The organism is Streptomyces sp. NPDC111656 (assembly GCF_055656965.1).
This window is the reverse complement of record NZ_JBVKCA010000018.1, coordinates 236,775-255,463: the sequence shown is the minus strand read 5'-3', so window position 1 is coordinate 255,463 and position 18,689 is coordinate 236,775. Positions and strand designations below refer to the sequence as shown.

General features: G+C 71.4%; 16 protein-coding genes. 10 read left to right on the top strand and 6 right to left on the bottom strand.

Annotation, left to right across the window (positions count from 1 at the left end):
• Positions 1-92 precede the first annotated feature (92 nt).
• Complete coding sequence (locus ACZ7M3_RS40205; RefSeq protein ID WP_355309823.1) at positions 93-488, bottom strand: helix-turn-helix domain-containing protein; 396 nt, start codon at positions 486-488, stop codon at positions 93-95.
• Between the two features lie 227 nt (positions 489-715).
• Here ACZ7M3_RS40205 and ACZ7M3_RS40200 point away from each other — a divergent pair, with 227 nt between their 5' ends.
• The 4 genes from ACZ7M3_RS40200 to ACZ7M3_RS40185 all read left to right on the top strand — a co-directional run bounded on the left by ACZ7M3_RS40200 (position 716) and on the right by ACZ7M3_RS40185 (position 4,019).
• Positions 716-934: a hypothetical protein gene (locus tag ACZ7M3_RS40200; RefSeq protein WP_067362861.1), complete on the top strand. Its 219-nt coding sequence runs from the start codon at positions 716-718 to the stop codon at positions 932-934.
• Positions 935-1,042: 108 nt separating this feature from the next.
• Complete coding sequence (locus ACZ7M3_RS40195) at positions 1,043-1,261, top strand: hypothetical protein (protein WP_054230284.1); 219 nt, start codon at positions 1,043-1,045, stop codon at positions 1,259-1,261.
• Positions 1,262-1,341: 80 nt separating this feature from the next.
• Entirely contained in the window at positions 1,342-3,255 is a 1,914-nt protein-coding gene (locus ACZ7M3_RS40190; RefSeq protein WP_472070263.1) for a zinc metalloprotease, read from the top strand.
• 65 nt (positions 3,256-3,320) lie between these two features.
• On the top strand, positions 3,321-4,019 hold the full coding sequence (locus tag ACZ7M3_RS40185) for a hypothetical protein (protein ID WP_257037152.1): 699 nt from the start codon (positions 3,321-3,323) through the stop codon (positions 4,017-4,019).
• A gap of 68 nt (positions 4,020-4,087) precedes the next feature.
• Here the strand turns inward: ACZ7M3_RS40185 and ACZ7M3_RS40180 are convergent, their stop codons facing one another.
• From ACZ7M3_RS40180 to ACZ7M3_RS40165, 4 genes are all read right to left on the bottom strand, one after another.
• A complete protein-coding gene (locus ACZ7M3_RS40180) occupies positions 4,088-4,816 on the bottom strand; it encodes a class I SAM-dependent methyltransferase (protein ID WP_472070261.1) in 729 nt (242 codons plus the stop codon).
• 193 nt (positions 4,817-5,009) lie between these two features.
• Positions 5,010-7,472: an ATP-binding SpoIIE family protein phosphatase gene (locus ACZ7M3_RS40175; protein ID WP_472070259.1), complete on the bottom strand. Its 2,463-nt coding sequence runs from the start codon at positions 7,470-7,472 to the stop codon at positions 5,010-5,012.
• 194 nt (positions 7,473-7,666) lie between these two features.
• On the bottom strand, positions 7,667-10,051 hold the full coding sequence (locus ACZ7M3_RS40170) for an MFS transporter (protein WP_472070257.1): 2,385 nt from the start codon (positions 10,049-10,051) through the stop codon (positions 7,667-7,669).
• A 184-nt stretch (positions 10,052-10,235) separates the two neighbouring features.
• Positions 10,236-10,679, bottom strand: coding sequence for an SRPBCC family protein (locus tag ACZ7M3_RS40165; RefSeq protein WP_099944196.1), 444 nt, complete (start codon positions 10,677-10,679; stop codon positions 10,236-10,238).
• Positions 10,680-10,828: 149 nt separating this feature from the next.
• Here ACZ7M3_RS40165 and ACZ7M3_RS40160 point away from each other — a divergent pair, with 149 nt between their 5' ends.
• The 4 genes from ACZ7M3_RS40160 to ACZ7M3_RS40145 all read left to right on the top strand — a co-directional run bounded on the left by ACZ7M3_RS40160 (position 10,829) and on the right by ACZ7M3_RS40145 (position 14,674).
• Positions 10,829-11,881, top strand: a complete 1,053-nt coding sequence (locus tag ACZ7M3_RS40160; protein ID WP_095851687.1) for an Rv2578c family radical SAM protein — start codon at positions 10,829-10,831, stop codon at positions 11,879-11,881.
• Between the two features lie 170 nt (positions 11,882-12,051).
• On the top strand, positions 12,052-13,656 hold the full coding sequence (locus ACZ7M3_RS40155) for an alpha/beta hydrolase (RefSeq protein WP_351306905.1): 1,605 nt from the start codon (positions 12,052-12,054) through the stop codon (positions 13,654-13,656).
• 56 nt (positions 13,657-13,712) lie between these two features.
• The gene (locus ACZ7M3_RS40150; RefSeq protein WP_472070255.1) at positions 13,713-14,111 is read left to right on the top strand and encodes a RidA family protein; all 399 of its coding nucleotides are present in this window, start codon (positions 13,713-13,715) and stop codon (positions 14,109-14,111) included.
• Positions 14,112-14,137: 26 nt separating this feature from the next.
• A complete protein-coding gene (locus ACZ7M3_RS40145) occupies positions 14,138-14,674 on the top strand; it encodes a GNAT family N-acetyltransferase (protein ID WP_472070289.1) in 537 nt (178 codons plus the stop codon).
• A 141-nt stretch (positions 14,675-14,815) separates the two neighbouring features.
• On the opposite strand, the gene ACZ7M3_RS40140 is transcribed toward ACZ7M3_RS40145, so the two are convergent.
• Complete coding sequence (locus ACZ7M3_RS40140; protein ID WP_355309815.1) at positions 14,816-15,385, bottom strand: adenylosuccinate lyase; 570 nt, start codon at positions 15,383-15,385, stop codon at positions 14,816-14,818.
• Between the two features lie 375 nt (positions 15,386-15,760).
• Here ACZ7M3_RS40140 and ACZ7M3_RS40135 point away from each other — a divergent pair, with 375 nt between their 5' ends.
• Together ACZ7M3_RS40135 and ACZ7M3_RS40130 are read left to right on the top strand one after the other, a co-directional pair.
• Positions 15,761-17,566: a 3-hydroxyacyl-CoA dehydrogenase family protein gene (locus ACZ7M3_RS40135; protein ID WP_472070253.1), complete on the top strand. Its 1,806-nt coding sequence runs from the start codon at positions 15,761-15,763 to the stop codon at positions 17,564-17,566.
• A gap of 136 nt (positions 17,567-17,702) precedes the next feature.
• Positions 17,703-18,515: a TetR family transcriptional regulator gene (locus tag ACZ7M3_RS40130; protein ID WP_060901027.1), complete on the top strand. Its 813-nt coding sequence runs from the start codon at positions 17,703-17,705 to the stop codon at positions 18,513-18,515.
• Positions 18,516-18,689 lie beyond the last annotated feature (174 nt).

The following is an 18,689-nucleotide window of genomic DNA, read 5'->3' as shown; positions in this document are numbered from 1 at the left end:
CCGCTTCCAGCCGCTCCCACTGTGCATCCGTCAGATCGCCACGAGACATCTGAAGATCGTTTCACGACCTTGATCAACATCTCAAACACGTCCTAGCCGCGTCGTGCGTCGCGGCCCAGCAAGGACTCGACCAGGGCGGCGACATGGCGGCGGTCGTCGGCCGAGAGTTGCTGGACGCTGGCGATGAGCAGGTCGACCTCGGGGTCGGCCGGCGCGCCGGGCGCGCCCTCGGCGGTCGGGGCGTCGGCCGCGTAGACATGAATGCCGCACGCCTCCGCGGCGGCCCGCCGCACGGTGTCCAACGACAGTCCAAGCCCCTTGGACAGCCCTTCGAGCGTGCTGGGCTGGGGCATGCGCACCACCCGCTCGGCCGTGGCCAAGTGGTGGACGGTGGAGCGCGGAATGCCGCCCCGACGTGCCACCTCGCCGTAGGACCAGCCTTCGCGGTCGAGGCGATCTCTGATGATCTGCTGCAGTGCGTTGGCCACCGATGGTCACTTCCTGCTCGCCGCCGGGCGGAACTCTTCCAAGCGGGATCGATTCTACGGGGGGCTTCGCTCCGGCCCCAGAAGTCTTTCCCCGAACCGCTTGCGCGGCGAGCTCCGGGGCTACTACTGTCCAATCTCGTTGGACAGCACGTCCGACCAGATTGGACAGAGTTTGGGGGGAACCAGCCTCCGTCCGATCGGAAATGCCCATCCCTGAGGGGGAATTGATCATGATGGACAACCGTGAACTCGACACCGAGACCGCCGAGCTGCTGCCGGGTCGCGAGGCCCTCGGTCGGCTGAAGTTCAGCTTCGGCAAGACCGTCAACGTGACCAAGCACGTCGCGAACATCGACGCCTCCAACCAGTCGGCCGCCCTGAACGACCACTCCAGCTGGTCGGACGCGTCGTCGGGCGCCTCGCAGGCCATCAACGTCCACCAGTAATCGGCACCGGAGGCTCGCCCGCCTCCACGTCACCGGGTGCTCGCCCGCATCCGCCCCTGTGCCATCACCACACCCGCATCAACGAACCACGTCCCGAAAGGACATCCCATGAGCATGGACATGAACGAGCTGCAGTCCGAGTCCGCCGAGCTCCTCCCCGGCCGCGAGGCCCTGGGCCGCCTGAAGTTCAGCTTCGGCCGCACCACCAACGTGACCAAGCACGTCGCCAACATCAGCGCCCACAACGAGTCGGCCGCCCTGAACGACCACTCCAGCTGGTCGGTGGCGGAGTCCAGCGCCAACCAGGCGATCAACGTCACGCAGTAACACCCGCCGCGCACAACGGCAGTTCGGCGGACCGCGCCCGGGGGCGGGCGCGGTCCGCCCTTGGGGGGGAAGGACCAGAAATGACGGCACTGGGGGACGGGCCCACGTTGCTGTACGACACCGGGTCGCCGGTGCCGGGGCCGGGGGGAATCCCGGTCACCTACGAGCAGTTCGCCACGGGAAGCCTGCCGGTTGTCGGCGTCGGCGTCGAGGCGCTGCCGGTGCCTCGGCTGAGCTCCGGGCTCAAACTGCACGGGGAGTACCAGGGTTCGGGCTTCACCGAGCCGAAGTACATCGCGCGCCGCGGGGACGGCCAGGTCGTGCAGCTGTCACGGCTGCTGTACCTGGTCGCCTCCGCGATCGACGGTGTGAACGACATCGAGACCATCTCGCACCGGGTCAGCGCCCGCTACGGCCGCGAGCTGAGCGCCGACAACGTGCGTTTCCTGGTCGAGGAGAAACTCGACCCGCTCGGCGTCACCGTGCCCGAGGGCAAGGAGGAGGACGAGGTCTCGGCGCCACGCTCCGACCTGCTCCTCGCCCTCAAGGGGCACCGGATCATCTTCAACGAGCGCAGGTCGGGCCGGATCGCCCGCTCGCTGGCCTGGCTGCACCGCCCCACGGTGGTCGTGCTGATGCTCTCGGCGGCCGTGGCCATGGACGTCTGGCTGTTCGGCTTCTTCGGCGCGGTGGAACCCGTGCTCCAGGTCCTCGACCAGCCGGTCCTGATGCTCGTCGTGTTCGCGCTCACCGTGGCCTCGCTGGTCTTCCACGAGTTCGGCCACGCCTCGGCGTGCAGATACGGGGGCGCACGGCCGGGCTGCATCGGCTGCGGGCTCTTCCTCATCTGGCCGTCCATGTACACCGACGTGACGGACATCTACCGGATCGGCCGGGCCGGACGGCTCCGTACCGACCTGGGCGGGGTGTACTTCAACGTCGTCTTCATGCTCGGGATGGCGGGCGCGTACTTCGCCACCGGGCAGCAGTTCTTCCTGGCCGCGGTCTATCTCGGGCACTTCGAGATCCTGGAGCAGCTGATGCCGGCCGTCCGGCTGGACGGCTACTACATCCTGGGCGACCTCGCCGGCGTCCCGGACCTCTACGGCAAGATCAAACCGATCCTGCTCAGCACGGTGCCGGGTCGGCGCGGCAAGGCGGCGCGCGCCGAGGTCGTCGGGCTCAAGAAGTCGTCCCGGACCATCATCACCACCTGGGTCCTCACCATGGTGCCGCTGCTGATCGGCGAGCTCGGGTACGCGCTGTGGAACCTGCCGCGGATCGTCGCGACGATGGTCCGCTCGCTCACCGACCAGGTAGTGGGAACCGGGGACGCCTTCGCGGGCGGTCAGATCGCCGCGGCCCTGATGGGCGTGATCGGCTGCTTCATGCTGCTGTGCCCGATGGCCGGCGTGGTCTATCTGTCGCTCAAGGTGGGCGGCCGGGTGTTCCGCGCCGCGAAGCGGTCGACGGCGGACAAGCCCCGGCTGCGGGTGGCGCTGTGCGCGCTGGCACTGCTGGGCCTCGGCTCGCTGAGCTACGCGTGGGTGTCCGGTGTGACACCCGAGCCGCTGCCGAAGCGTCCGCCGATCGCGCCGATCCTCCAGCCCGGCGTGTCCACGGCCGAGCCGCCCGCCCGGCCCGCGACCGCGCCCCGGCCGCACACGTCACCGTCCGACACCTCGGCGGCCCTGCCGTCCGGCGCCGCGTCCTCCGGCTCCACGGCCGCCACCGCGCCGAGCGCGTCCGCCTCGCCCAGCGCGGACGCCTCCGCCTCCACGTCACCCGGCGCCTCCCCGTCCACGAAGCCGACCACACCGGCCGGCGGTCCGGGCACGACGGGTTCCGTCTCGGCCGGTCCGCCCGCGGGTCCGTCCGAGCCGCCCGGCCCGTCGCCGTCCGTCTCGTCGTCCGCACCGGCGCCCTCGACGGATCCGCCGACGCCGACCGAATCCGTCAGCGCGACCGGCGCACCGAGCCCGGCCACCCCGTGACCGCCCTCGGCGATCACCAGCCCGGTGGCCGTCGTCCCGCCGAACCACGACCGCAGGAGACCCATGTGAGTACCCATCCCAACACGCACCGCAAGCCACGCCCAGCCGGCCGGATCCTCTCCCAACGAGCCATGCGCATAGGCCTGTTCGCGGCCGGCGCGGCCGGTATCGCCGCGGCGGTCCCGGCCCAGGCCGCCACCGCCGCGGCGGGCTCGGTCGCCCGCCACGCCGTCGCGGAGGACCACACCTTCAGTCACGCCGACCGGGCACATCCGACCCAGGTCAAGGACTCCTTCACCGTGCGGCAGCTCGGCACAGCGAAGGCGGTCGGTGTACGCAACCAGGCAGGCGCGGTCTCCGTCGGCTGCTCGGTCGACGCGCACTGCCGGTCGGTCGCACTGTCCTTCCAGATCGTCACGCTGGCGGGCCAGAACACCCACCTGAACGCGGTGAACCTCAGCGACGCGACCAACGAGCACTGCGACGGCTGCCAAACCCTCGCCGGCGCCTACCAGTTCGTGGTGTCCACCGCCCGCCCGTTCACCCTGGACGCCACCGCGCAGCGCAAGCTCGCCGACATCCACCGCAGGCTGGACGACCTGACCCGGTCAAAGATCCCGGCGACCGACCTCAAGACGCAGGCCGACTCGCTGGCCGCGGAGGTCACCGACGTCCTGCACGACGCGGTGGCAGGCGCACCGAAGGCCCCGGACGCGCCCGCCGTCGCGGTCCACCGTCACCTGGACGGCTGGCCCGGCCACTGACCCAACGGCCACCATGAAGGGGTACGGCGTCACCGACCGGCAGGTGACGCCGTACCCGTGCGTGCGGCTCAGTCGGCCGTGCGTCCTGCCACCAGCCACTTCGACGGCAGCTCGATCCGCGCGCCCTCGGGTGTGAACTCGGTGGTCACGAGAGGGAGTTCACCGCTCGCGAGGACGGTGAGGCCCGCCGCGCGAAGGTAGTCGGGGACCGCGTCGTCGGACACCTCGCCGGGCGCGATGCCGTGCCGGAAGATGGGGGCCAGCTTGGGCGGCGGTCCCTCGGAGCTCCGGGCCAGGCCCATCAGGACCGGCCGGGCGGCTTCGGAGAGTTCGACGAGAAAGGCCCGGCCGCGCTCCCCCACCAGGGTGGCGAGGGCGTCCACCAGCGGCTGACGGTCGTCCGGCTCGCACTGGTGGAGCACGCCCCGCATATAGACGTTGGCGTCGCCCAGCTCCGCGTGCAGGGCCTGTGCCTCGGCCTTCTCGGCCGCGTCGAACAGCCGGTACGTCGCCTGGCCCGCCGGATCGGCGAGGCGGGCGTGCTCGAGAGCGGCGGCCGAGAGGTCGGCGCCGACCACATGCCGGAAGCGATCGGCCAGGAAGCGGGTCTGGGTGCCGTTGCCGCAGCCCAGGTCCACGACCGGCAGATCGTGAGCCGACAGGTACGGCTCGAAGAGGGCGAGGTGGACGCCCGCGGTCAGTGCGGGGTCCGCGTCCCAGAAGACGGCTCCCTGCTCGTCGGGGGCCTCGCGCCAGAAGCCCTCCCAGGCTTCCCTGTACCGATGTGTCACGCTCATGCCCGCTCCCCAGGTCGCCACCGCGGCCCGCCGAGGATGGCGGGCGGGATCGGTCTATCGCGCCGGGCGTGCGTCGACAAGCGTGCGGCGCATAACTGCACGGTTCATTTCGATCCGTGTACGCCGGTACGCGCCCCCGGGTCAGCGCCTCGGGTCAGCGCCTCGGGTCAGCGCCTCGGGTCAGCGCCTCGGGTCAGCGCCTCGGCAAGGTCAGTTCGAACCACACGGTCTTGCCGTCGCCGGTGCGGCTCGTGCCCCACTCGCGGGCCAGCGTGCTGACGATACGCAGACCGCGGCCGAACTCGTCGCCGGGGCTCGCGCTGAGCAGCGTCGGCAGGGTGTGGTCGTCGTCGGCCACCTCGCACAGCAGGGTGTCGCCGCGTACGAGCCGCAGTTCGATACGGCGACTGTGCGCGTGCCGTACGGCGTTGGTGACCAGCTCGCTGACCATCGACTCGGCCGGGTCGGCCAGCCGGGCCAGGCCCCAGTCGTGGAGCTGTTCGCGGACCACGGTGCGGGCCCGGCGGGCCTCGACCGGGTCGAGCGAGAGCCGCCACTCGGCGACGTCCTCGGGTTCGATGCCGCCCAGCCGGGCCAGCAGCAGCGCCACGTCGTCCTTGCGGCCGCCACGGGTGTTGAGGGCGCGGATGATCGTGTCGCAGGCGTCGTCCATGGACGCGGCCGGGTGGGCGGCGGACTCGCAGAGCGTGGCGAGGCCGACACCGATGTCCTCGCCGCGCACCTCGACCAGGCCGTCGGTGCACATCACGAGCCGGTCGCCGGGCGCCACCGGCACGCGTACCGCCTCGAAGGGCACGCCGCCGACCCCGATGGGCGCGCCGGTCGGCAGGTCGAGCAGCTCGCTGTGCCCGTCCTCGGCACGGACCAGGACGGGCGGGATGTGGCCCGCGTTGGCGATCTGCAGCTCGCCGGCGATGGGGTCGTAGACCGCGTACAGACAAGTCGCGAGGTAGTGCTCGCCGAGCCGCTGGGCCAGATCGTCGAGGTTGCGCAGGAGTTGGGCGGGCGGCAGGTCGAGCGCCGCCATGGTCTGCACCGCCGTACGCAACTGGCCCATCATCGCCGCCGAGTTGAGGCCATGGCCCATCACGTCGCCGACGACGAGGGCGGTGCGGGAGCCGGGCAGTTTCACCGAGTCGAACCAGTCGCCGCCGACGCGTCCCAGCAGGGTGCCGGGCAGATAGCGGGTGGCGATGTCGCAGCCGGCCATGCGGGGCGCGATATGCGGCAGCATGCTGTCCTGGAGGGTCTCGGCGACGCTCTCCTGGTAGGTGTACATGCGCGCGTTGTCGAGGACGAGGCCCGCGCGGGCCGCGAGTTCGGCGCCGGTGACCCGGTCCATGTCGTTGAACTCGACGCGCTCCGGGTGGCGCAGCAGGATCATGAACCCGAGGACCACGTTGCGGGCCTTCAGGGGCACGACCAGCATGGAGCGGTGGGTGATCAGCGGCCTGATGTCGCGCTTCTCGAACTGCGCGGCGATCATGTGCCCCATCTGCTCGCTGATGCGCGGCACGAGGACGGGTTCACCGGTGGTCATGCACTGGAAGAAGGGGGTGTGCGCGGGGAACGGCATGGCCTCGCCGACCGGCACGACGTCGTCCCAGCGGCCCGGCTCGTCGGTGTGTTCGAGGGCGACGCGGTGCCACATGGTGGTCGTGTCGGGCACACCGTCGGGGAAGCCCTCACCGGCGACGACCTGTTCGCGCAGATAGGTGCCCGCCACGTCCGTGAAGCGCGGCACCACGGCCCGGCTGACCTCGAGGATCGTCTGCGCGAGGTCGAGCGAGGTACCTATGCGCCCGCTGACCTCGTTGAGGAACTCCAGGCGCTCGCGGACGGCGACGTACTCGAGGTCCTCGCCGTCCTCGCCGTCCTCGTCCTGGAGCTCCTGCGGCAGGAGCTCGCCGGTGGCCGCCGCGCGCGCCGCCCGCTCACGGCGCGCCTTGCGTTCGGCGCGCCGGGGCACGCCCCAGTCGGGAGTCACCGGCACCCGGTCGTTCTGACTGAACTCCAGGACGGGGTAGCCCAGTTCGAGGACCTGGGCGACGATGCGGGCGCCGTCACCCACGCTCATGCTGGGCAGGATCTCGGGCAGTCCGCGGGCCAGTTCCTCGGCGCCGGGGAAGTCGGTGTGCAGCGCGAAGCCGGGCGCGATGCGCTCGATGGCCACCTCGTCCTCGTGGCGCAGCGCGTCCGCGTCGGCGGCGAGCACGAGCAGCCGCTCCGGTCCGGGGCCGACCAGCGGGTACGCCCACCACAGGACGTCCACGCGGTCCCGCTCGGGCACGGTGAGCCGGGCGCGTCCGGCGGCCGGGTAGGAGAACCGTCCGCCGAGGGAGGACTCCAGGCCGGGGCCGAGTCCGTCGTACGCCGCGTACGCCCCGTAGGGCGCGATCTCGTCCTCTTCGGGGAGCGCGCCGGAGACGGGGAGCAGGTCGACGGCGGGGCGTCCCACCGCGTCCTCCTTGGGCACGCCGAACTGGCGCCGGGCGCCGGTGCTCCAGTGCGACACCAGTCCGTCGCGGTCGACGACCACCACGGCCAGCGGGATGCGCCCGGCCCCGGTGTGCTCCACCGCGCCGTTCCCGGCCGAGGGGCCAGGAAGCGAACCCGCCTCGATGCCATGGTCCATGGCTCAGGCCCTCTTTTCCCGAGTTCGCAAGATCTGTGCCGCCACGACCCACGGTACGACCACGGCCGGTTGCGATGTGTGGCATTGCGCGAATTGCGCCCGGGGGCGCCTTGGGCACCCATGAGGGGCGCGGGGAACGGCGCGACCAGCCACGGACGACCCGCGGCCGACGGACTCGACCGGCCCTCGCCCTCCTAGTCCTCGTGCCCCAACTGCAGATCCCGCTCGGTCCTACCGCCCCCGGCCACTTGGAGCACCGTAGCCACCGGCGGGTACCCGGCCGCGATGACGGTGTACTCGCCGGAGGACAGGTCGACGAACCGGAACGCCCCGTCCGCACCGGTGGTGAGGGTGTCCACCACGTTCCCCGCGGCGTCCAGGAGCGTCACCCGCGCGTCCTCGACGGGCCGGCCGCCGCCCGCCCGCACGGTACCGCGCAGCACGGCGCCGCCCGCGAGTTCGACGTCCTGGCGGGTCTCGCGCGAGGCCTGCACGCTGACGGGCAGGGCGGCCGGGCGAAACGCGGGCGCGCTGGCGGCGAGGGTGTACTCGCCCGCCACCAGCTCCGTGATGACATAGCCGCCCTCGCGCCCGCTGCGGGTGGCGGCCACGACTTCCCCGTGGACGTTGGTGAGCGTGACGGTGGCGTCGCGCACGGGGCTGCCGTCCGCGGTCAGTACGCTCCCGGCGAGGCGTCCGGCACCACCGAGGACGACGTCCAGTTCCACGGGGCGCTCGCCGATGGTCACCGAGACGGCCTGCGGCTGGTGACCGCCGGCCGCGGCGATCAGGACGTACGACCCCGATCCGGGCGTGGACAGCGCGTACCGGCCGTCCTCGCCGCTGGCGCCCCGCCCGATCTGCTGTCCGGCGATGTCGATGAGGGTGAGCGCGGCGCGCGGCACGACGGTCCCGTCGGGGTGCTGCACGGTGCCGCAGACGGGGATCCCGGCGGCGTAGGACGAACGGGCCTGCGGGATAGGGGCGTTCACGCGTGCGGCTTCCGGGTCGGCGATGGGGGCGTTGTGGGACACCAGCGGTTTCTCCTTGAGGAAGCAGGCGATGAGCAGGCCCAGGACGAGCACCGGGACGAGATAGAGGAAGATCCGCGGCATGGCGTCCGCGTAGGCGCGGACGTAGGCGTCGCGCAGGGCCCCGGGCAGGGAGTGGACGAGCTGCGGGGTGATGGACTCGGGGTCGGGCAGGCCGGTGCGCGGGGGCAGGCGGTCAGCGAGCGCGTCCGACAGCCGGTGGGCGAACAGCGTGCCGAAGATGGCGGCGCCGACGCTGCCGCCGATCTGCCGGAAGTAGTTGTTGGCGCTGGTCGCGGTGCCGAGGTCGGCGGGGCGCACGGAGTTCTGCACGGCGAGGACCAGGACCGGCATCACCATGCCGATGCCCGTGCCGAGGACGGCCATCCAGATGCTGTAGTGCAGTCGGGGCGTGTCGACTTCGAGGCGGGACAGGAGCCACATGCCGAGGGCCGACAGGGCGCTGCCGAGGATCGGATAGATCTTGTAGCGGCCGGTGCGGCTGATGAGCTGTCCGCAGACGATGGAGGCGCCGACGATGCCGCCCATCATGGGGAGCATCAGGAGTCCGGACTCGGTGGCGCTGGCCCCGTCGACCATCTGCAGGAAGGTCGGCAGATAGCTGGCCGCTCCGAAGAGGGCGACGCCGATGACGAGCCCCACCAGGGCGGTGATGTTGAAGACGCCGTCCTTGAACAGCCTCGGCGGGATGAGGGGTTCCCTGGCGAAGCGCTCGGCGACGAAGAAGAGGACGGTCGCGAGGAGCGCGCCCGCACCGAGCCCCGTGATGACCCGTGAACCCCAGGCGTACTCGGTGCCGCCCCAGCTCGTCAGCAGGACCAGGCAGGTCGACGCGGCGGCCAGCAGCAGCACACCGAGTACGTCGACGCGTCCGCGCGCGGGGGGCCTGGGCAGCTTCAGTACGACGGTGACGACGGCCAGGGTGAGCAGGCCGAAGGGCACGTTGATGTAGAAGCACCAGCGCCAGGAGAGGTGGTCGGTGAAGTAGCCGCCCAGGAGGGGCCCGGCGACCGAGGCGAGGCCGAAGGCGGCGCCGATCAGGCCCATGAAGCGGCCGCGCTCGCGAGGCGGCACGATGTCCGCGATGATCGCCTGCACGCCGATCATGAGGCCGCCCGCGCCGACGCCCTGGATCGCGCGGAAGGCGATCAGCTGGTCCATGCTCTGGGCGCGTCCCGAGCACGCCGAGCCGGCCACGAAGACGACGATCGCGAACTGGAAGACGCCCTTGCGGCCGAAGAGGTCGCCGAGCTTGCCGTAGACGGGGAGTCCGACGGTGGAGGTGAGCAGATAGGCGGTGATCGCCCAGGACATCCTGCCCAGGCCGTGCAGCTCACCGACGATCTTCGGGAGCGCGGTGGCCACGATCATCTGATCGAGGGCGGCGAGCAGCAGCGCGAGCATGAGCCCGAAGAAGACCAGCCGTACCTGGCGCGGGCTCAGGGGGGCGGTCCCGGGCACCGGTGGAGGGGAGTGCTGCGCAGGCGCGGCAGCCGGTTCGTCCTGCACCAGAGTGATCCCGCCCACGTACCGCTCCCCTCGTCGCGCCCACCGCACAATTCCCGCTTATCGCGACAACTGTGAGCAAGCACGACGAGTTACGGCGAACCATCGCTTCGCGTGGACATCCACTCGAACCGGTGAGGGTGACAACGCGCCCCGGAGAGTTGCCTCTTGGGCCGTGCGACTGCCAAAGAGGCGTAGGTCCGGGCTACTTCTGCGTCTCGGTGGCGAGCCTGTCGAGCACCAGGTCGTAGATCCTGCCGAGGCCCTTGGGCGCGAAGGTCTTCTCGAAGAAGCCACCGATGCCGCCCGCGCCGTCCCAGACGGTGGTGACGACGACGCGGGACTTGCCCTCGCCGGCCGGGGTGACCCGCCAGGTGGTGACCATGGAGGAGTTGCGGTCCTTCTCGACGAGCTCGCCGTCGGTGGGCTCGGTGACCTCGAGCAGGCAGTCGCGCACGCGCTTGCTGGTGGCCTGGAGCTTCCAGTGGACGAGGGTGCCCTCGCCGTCGCCGCCCTCGCGCACCTCGTACTCGCTGAAGTGCTCGGGCAGCAGCTTCGCGCGCGTGCCGCTGTAGTCGGCCAGGGCGTCGAACACCGCCTCCGCGTCCGCCGCGATGACCCGCTCCGTCGTGGCCTCGACCTGCGCCATTGCACTTCCTCCAGCACTTGGTGACTCGGGGTGTGCGGCAAGCCAACCACCCGGCGGCCCGACCCCCCAAATCGGGGCCCCGAAATTGCGGTCGCACGATCAAGGGAACATGTGTTCTATTCTGTGGCCAGTGCTATCGAGGAGGCGTCATGCGCTGGGACAACCTCACAGCGGACCCCGCCGGGGACCGCGCCCGGGACGCCGCGCTGTTCGGCGCGGACGCGGTGACCACCCGTACGTTCGACACCCCGGAGTTCCGTGGCATCACGTTCCACGAGATCCGGGCCCGCTCGATCGTGAACCGGGTACCGGGGGCCTCGCGCATGCCCTTCGAGTGGACGGTCAACCCCTATCGGGGCTGCACACACGCGTGTGTGTACTGCTTCGCGCGCAAGACCCACAGCTATCTGGACCTCGACACGGGACTCGACTTCGACTCCCAGATCGTGGTGAAGGTCAACGCGCCGGAACTGCTGCGCCGCCAGCTCGGCTCACGCCGCTGGCAGGGCGAGCACATCGCGATGGGTACGAACGTCGACTGCTACCAGCGGGCCGAGGGCCGCTACCGGCTGATGCCCGGCATCATCGCGGCCCTGCGCGACCACGCGAACCCCTTCTCGATCCTGACGAAGGGCACGCTGATCCTGCGCGACCTCGACCTGCTGAAGCAGGCCTCCGAGGTCACCGACGTCGGGATCTCGGTCTCCGTGGGCTTCACCGACTCCCAGCTGTGGCGCACCGTCGAGCCGGGCACCCCGGCCCCGGAGCGCCGTCTGGACGTCGTGCGCACCCTCACGGACCACGGCATCGGCTGCGGGGTCCTGATGGCCCCCGTGATCCCCTTCCTGGGTGACAGCCCGGCCCAACTACGCGCCACCGTACGGGCGATAGCGGCCTCCGGGGCCACCTCGGTGACCCCGCTCGTCCTGCATCTGCGGCCCGGCGCCCGCGAGTGGTTCATGGCCTGGCTGGAGCACTACCACCCGTATCTCGTACGGCGCTACGAGCGGCTGTACGCGGAGGGCGCCTACGCCCCGAAGTGGTACCAGCGCCGGATCACCCGTCAGGTCCACGAGCTCGCCCAGGAATACGGCATCGGTCCCACGCGCGCGGGGATGCCCCGCAGGATCGCCGCGCCCGCGGAGCCCGCCGAGCCCATGGCGCCCGCCACGCCGGAGCCGACCCAGCTCACCCTGCTCTGACCACGGCGAACGGCCGTTGTCCGGCCCGTTCCTGACGGCATCCGAGCGCATCACACGGCTCAATTGGGTCAAGACTTTCCAGAACGAGTTCTTCCGGGGCCGCTTTCCGGGACGATGCGGCGAAGGCCGTGGCGTGCACGGCTCAAAATCCTCCGTCCTTGGGAGGCTCTGTGAAGAAACGCGCAGCTGCTCTGTGCGGGGCGGCGGCCGTGCTGGCCGGGATGATCACGTCGATCCCCGCCGACGCGAGCGCCGGTTCCGCGACCGCACCGCGCACCACCCTCACCACCGCGAAACCCACCTGGAAGAAGTGCGGGACCAGCAGCTATCCGACGCTCCAATGCGCGTCCCTGAAGGTGCCGCTGGACCACTCCAAGCCCCACGGCCGGCAGATCACCCTCGCCCTCTCACGCGTGCCGCACACCGCGAAGACGTACCAGGGGCCGCTGCTGGTGAACCCGGGCGGTCCCGGCGGCAGCGGGCTCTCGCTGGCCGGATTCGTCGCCTCCTCGCTGCCGAAGGCAGTGGCGGCGCAGTACGACGTCATCGGCTTCGACCCGCGCGGTGTCGGCGCCAGCAAGCCCGCCCTGGACTGCAGGCCCGGGTCCTTCAACCCGGTGCGCCCGAACTCCGTGCCCAGCACGGCCGCGATCGAGAAGGCCAACCTCGACCGCGCCAAGGCCTTCGCCAAGGCGTGCGGCAAGAAGTACGCCGACCTGCTGCCGTACATCGACACGGTGAGCGCGGTCCGGGACATGGACTCGATCCGCGCCGCGCTCGGCGCCAAGAAGATCAACTACTTCGGTTACTCGTACGGCACCTACCTCGGTGCCGTGTACGCGAAGCTCTACCCGCAGCGTGTACGCCGTCTGGTGCTCGACTCCATCGTCGACCCCAGCGGTGTCTGGTACGAGGACAACATCGGCCAGGACTACGCCTTCAACGACCGCCACCAGGCGTTCATGGCCTGGGTCGCCAAGCACGACGCGACCTACAAGCTCGGCACGGACCCGGCCAAGGTCGAGGCCAAGTGGTACGCCATGCGGGGGGCGCTCGCCAAGAACCCCGCGGGCAAGAAGGTGGGCGCCTCCGAACTGGAGGACACCTTCATTCCGGGCGGCTACTACAACGGCTACTGGCCCTCCCTCGCCGACGCGTTCGCGGCCTACGTGAACGACAAGAAGACGGCCCCGCTCGTCGCGGCCTACGAGAACCTCGGCGCCGTCAACGCCTCCGGCGACAACGGTTACAGCATCTACACCGCGGTGCAGTGCCGTGACGCGTCCTGGCCGCGCGACTGGAACCAGTGGCGCAAGGACAACTGGGCGGTGTACGGCAAGGCACCGTTCATGACCTGGAACAACGCCTGGTACAACGCGCCGTGCGCGTTCTGGCCGACGAAGACGCTGCGGCCGGTGAACATCGCCAACAAGGCGCTGCCGCCGACGCTGCTCTTCCAGGCCACGAACGACGCGGCCACTCCCTACCAGGGCGGCGTGACGGTCCATCACGCGCTGCGCGGCTCCAGCCTGGTGGTCGAGCAGGGCGGCGGGAACCACGGCATCACGCTGAGCGGGAACGCCTGCCTGGACAAGTACCTGGCGGCGTACCTCACCAACGGCAAGGTGCCGCACGGCAGCGGCGTGGCCGACGCGGTGTGCAAGAAGCTGCCGGACCCGGAGCCGAAGAGCACGAAGGCTGCGTTGTCCACCACCTCGGGCGGTGCGTCCTCGGCAGGCGCGACGCTGCACGGGCTGCTCGGCCACCGCGGCTGAGCACGCCCTGACGGCCCGTCGGGGGCGTTGTCAGACCCATGGTCCACCATGGACGCATGAGTGAGCTGACCCGCATTCCCGCCCCCGACGGGGTCGCCCCCGCCGCCGCGTACTCGCACGTCGTCCTCGGTACGGGCCGCTTCGTCGCGGTCTCGGGGCAGCTCGCCCTGGATGAGGACGGCAAGCTCGTCGGCGCGGGCGACCCGGCCGCGCAGGCCCGCCAGGTGTTCGAGAACCTGCGCCGCTGTCTGGCCGCCGCCGGGGCGACCTTCGACGACGTCGTCAAACTCACCTTCTTCGTCACGGACATGGCCCACATGCCGGCCGTCCGCGCGGCCCGCGACGGCCACATACCCGCGGACCGCCTCCCGGCCGCGTCGGCGGTGCAGGTCGCCGCGCTGGTCCGACCCGAGTTCCTGATGGAGATCGAGGCGTATGCGGTGGTGAGCGAGTGAGCACGCTCCCGGTCCGGATCCGGGAGATGGTCCTCTCGGACTGCGAGCGGGTGGCCGAGATACGCATCGGCGGCTGGCGGACCGCGTACCGGGGGCTGATGCCCCGGTCGTACCTCGACGCGCTCAGCGTGGCCGAGGACGCGGCCCGGCGGCGCAAGCGTTTCGGGCGGGGCGGCGGCGCGATCGTGAACCTGGTCGCCGAGCGGGACGGCGAGGTGGTCGGCTGGGCCTGCCACGGCCCGTACCGGGACGACGAGGCCCGCGGCGACGGCGTCGGGGCGGCCGAATTGTACGCGATCTACGTCGATCCCGAGAGGGTAGGGGCCGGAGTGGGCCGCGCGCTTCTCACGGAATCTATCGCCCGCTGCACCGCCGCGGGACACGAGCGCATGCTGCTGTGGGTGCTCGAGGGAAACACCAGGGCGCGTCGGTTCTACGCACAGGCCGGGTTCGGTCCCGACGGTGGCGAGGAGCCTTTCGATGTGGACGGTGTCGCGGTGCCCGAGGTCCGGTACGCCCGCACCCTCACGCGCCCCGGCGCCGACACCGGGGCGCGCCCGTAGCGGGGGAACATCTTTGCGGTTCCGACCGTTCCCGTGCGGACGTCACGGACTACGCTCGAAGGGCCGGGTCCGGAGCGCGACGACACGGTGAGCACGGTCGACGAGGCGCCGCGGGAGGCGGCCCGTCGGCCGCCCGCCGTGTCACCCGGGCAGTCGGGCCAGCGCGTGCACCGCCGCCTCGGCGAGTGCCGGATGGGCGAGCGCCTCGTTCAGGACGGGTCTCGCACGTACGTCCCCCAGCGCCCCGAGCCCCTCCACACAGGCCAGGGCGACCGCGCGGTAGGGGTCGTGGGGGCGCAGCCTGCGCTCCAAGGTGGTGATCAGCGCCGGTACGGCCTCGGGGGCGCGCAGCTCGACCAGGAGTCGTACGGGATGCAGCGCGTAGGCGACGCGCAGTTCGTTGGTGGCGAGCGCGGCCGCCGCGCGGGCCGTGCGCGGATCGCCGAGGCGGGCGAGCGCGTGCGCCGCGGACGCGCAGCGCTGTGGGTCGCGGTGGTTCAGCAGCAGGACCAGAGCCTCGAAGGCCCGCCGGTCCCCGGCGAGTCCGAGCCGGAAGGCGACCAACTCCCGGGCCCACAAGGGCTGTCCGGGCGCGGTCAGCGCGTCGGCCAGCACCTTCGGATCCTCGGTCGCCACGAGTCGCTCGTACACCGGCGAAGCCCCCGCCTCGTTTCGTAGACGCTCCGTGAGTGATCGCAACTCTTCGTCCATGAAGCCGAGCCTAGGCGCGGCCCCCGTCGCTCCGGGACCTACATCACAAACTCGGGGGCTGGCGCGCTCGTTACCGGCGGGTTAAGCTCAGACGAGCGAGTTACCCACTCGCGTTTTGCTTGCGGTGGCCTGGTGACGCAGCCGCCGTGAGAGCAGTCGGTTCGGTACCTCAGGTACCTCAGTGCGACACGGCTCCGGGACAGGGCCGGTCGGCTTCACCGTTCCCCGGGTGTGCCCTCGCGGGCATCCCCTCTGGACGGCACCGGGCGTGTGCGCTCGTCAGCCCGGCAACACCCGCACTCTCCGCACTCCGTGCGCCTCCTCGGCGTACCTGCGTGCGCTCCTCAGTCGTCACCCTCTTCCTGGAGTCCCGCGATGGCAACTCCCCTGTCCGACACCCCTCTGTCCCCCATCAAGACCGTCGCCGTCGTCGGCCTCGGCACGATGGGCACCGGCATCGCCGAGGTCCTCGTCCGGGCCGGCCGCGACGTCATCGGCATCGACATCAGCGAGGCCGCGGCCGCCCAGGCCGTCTCCGCCCTCGAAGCCTCCACCGCCCGCGCCGTGCGACGCGAGCGCCTCAGTGAGCAGGAGCGCGCCGACGCCCTGCCCCGCTTCCGCACCTTCACCGACCTCGCGGCCGCCGCCGACGCCGATCTGGTCATCGAGGTGACCCCGGAGTCGTACGACATCAAGCAGCAGGTCTTCCGCGCGCTGGACGGCATCGTGCGTCCGGACACCATCCTGGCCACCGGCACCAACGCGCTCTCGGTGACGCGCCTGGCCGCCGACTCGGCCCGCCCCGAGCGCGTCCTCGGCCTGCACTTCTTCAACCCGGCCCCGGCGATGAAGCTGGTCGAGGTCGTGTCGTCGGTGCTGACCGCGCCCACGGCCGTGAGCGCGGTCACCAACCTCGCGCTCGACCTGGGCAAGGAGCCCGTCGCGGTCGGCGACCGCCCCGGCTTCGTCGCCGACGGGCTGCTGTTCGGCTACCTCAACCAGGCCGCCGCGATGTACGAGGCCAAGTACGCCTCCCGCGAGGACATCGACGCCGCGATGAAGCTCGGCTGCGGGCTGCCCATGGGCCCGCTCGCGCTGCTCGACCTGATCGGCGTCGACACCGCGCGGACGGTCCTGGAGGCCATGTACGCCGAGTCCCGCGACCGGCTGCACGCCCCCGCGCCCATCCTCAAGCAGCTCAGCGAGGCGGGCCTGACCGGCCGCAAGTCGGGGCGGGGCTTCTACTCCTACGAGGCGCCCGGCAGCGCGACGGTCGTGCGGGACGCGCTGACCCCCCTCTCCGGCGGCCCCGAGGTCCCCGGCCGGACGGTCCGCTCCGTCGGTGTCGCGGGCTCGGGGACCATGGCCTCCGGCATCGCCGAGGTCTTCGCGAAGGCCGGGTACGAGGTCGTCCTCGCCGCCCGCTCCGAGGAGAAGGCGCAGGCCGCGAAGGCCCGCATCGGCAAGTCCCTGGCCCGCTCGGTCGACAAGGGCCGGATGACCGCCGAGGCCGCCGCGAGCACCCTGGACCTGATCGTCCCGGCGGGCTCGTACGACGCCTTCGCCGACGTCGATCTCGCCCTGGAGGCGGTGGCCGAGGACCTGGAGGTCAAGCAGCAGCTGTTCGGGGTGTTCGACAAGGTCTGCAAGCCCGGCGCGATCCTCGCCACGACCACCTCCTCGCTGCCCGTGGTCGCCTGCGCCCGTGCCACCTCACGCCCCCAGGACGTGATCGGCATGCACTTCTTCAACCCGGCCCCGGCGATGAAGCTGGTCGAGGTGGTCAGGACCGTCCTGACCACGGACGACGTGCACGCCACGGTCCGCGAGCTGTGCGGGAAGATCCGCAAGCACCCGGTGGACTGCGGGGACCGGGCCGGTTTCATCGTGAACGCGCTGCTCTTCCCGTACCTGAACAACGCGATCAAGATGGTCCAGGAGCACTACGCCACCCTCGACGACATCGACGCCGCGATGAGGCTGGGCGGCGGCTACCCGATGGGGCCGTTCGAACTCCTCGACGTCGTCGGTCTGGACGTCTCGCTCGCCATCGAGAAGGTCCTGCACCGCGAGTTCCGCGACCCGGGTCTCGCCCCCGCGCCGCTCCTGGAGCACCTGGTGGCCGCGGGCTGCCTCGGCCGCAAGACGGGCCGCGGCTTCCGCGAATATGCCCGCCGCTGAGCGTCCCGGCGACCGGCTGGCCGACACCGCCGACTGGGGCGGACTGCTCGGCCCGGCCGGGAACCCCCCACCCGTCGAGGGTGGGGGGTTCCCCGGACATGCGCGTTCCCCTGCGCACATGCAGTACGTTCGGGTCATGTCCCAGCCCGCCAAGTCCTCACGTACACCAGCCACGCCCGACGCTCCGGAGAGCGCCGCGGGCAGTCGCGCCGCCGCCCAACGGCTCAAGATGCGCCGAGAACTGGCGGCCGCGGCCATGGAGCTGTTCGCGACCAAGGGGTACGAGGCGACCACCGTCGACGAGATCGCGGCCCGGGCCGGGGTGGCCCGCCGCACGTTCTTCCGCCACTTCCGCTCCAAGGAAGAGGCGATCTTCCCCGATCACGACGACACCCTGATCCGCGCGGAGGCGGTCCTCAACGCGGCTCCGGCGCACGAGCACCCGCTCGACACGGTGTGCCGCGGCATCAAGGAAGTCATGACGATGTACGCGGCCCAGCCCGAGATCTCCGTCTCACGCTACAAGCTGACCCGCGAGGTACCCACGCTCCGGGAGGCCGAGATCGCCTCCGTGGCCCGCTACGAGCGGCTCTTCACCCGCTATCTCCTGGGCCACTTCGACGAGCACGCGCACGACGACGACGCCAACGACGATCCGCTGCTCGCGGAGGTCGCCGCGTCCGCCGTGGTCACGGCCCACAACCATGTCCTGCGGCGCTGGCTGCGGGCGGGGGGACAAGGCGACGTCGAGGCGCAGCTGGACCACGCCTTCTCCATCGTCCGCAAGACCTTCGGGACGGGGATCGGGGCCGGGCGGGAGACCACGCCCCGGACGGCGCCGGCGTCCGCCTTCACCGAGGGCGACGTCCTGGTGACCGTGGCCCGGGTCGACGCGCCCTTGGACCAGGTCATGCGGACCATCGAGCAGGCGCTGCGGGAGCGGTCGTAGAGCGCGGAACCCCGGGCCCTTCCGGCGCCGGGGGCGCGGTACCGCCCGGACCCATGCGCGCCCGCAGGGCGGGCCGAGTCCCCTCCTGATGGCTCGGCCGGGGGCGAATCCGGGGGGCAGGGAGTCGTCCGGCTCTCCCGTCGTCAGTCCCGTCACCAGGCGTCCCGTCGCCGG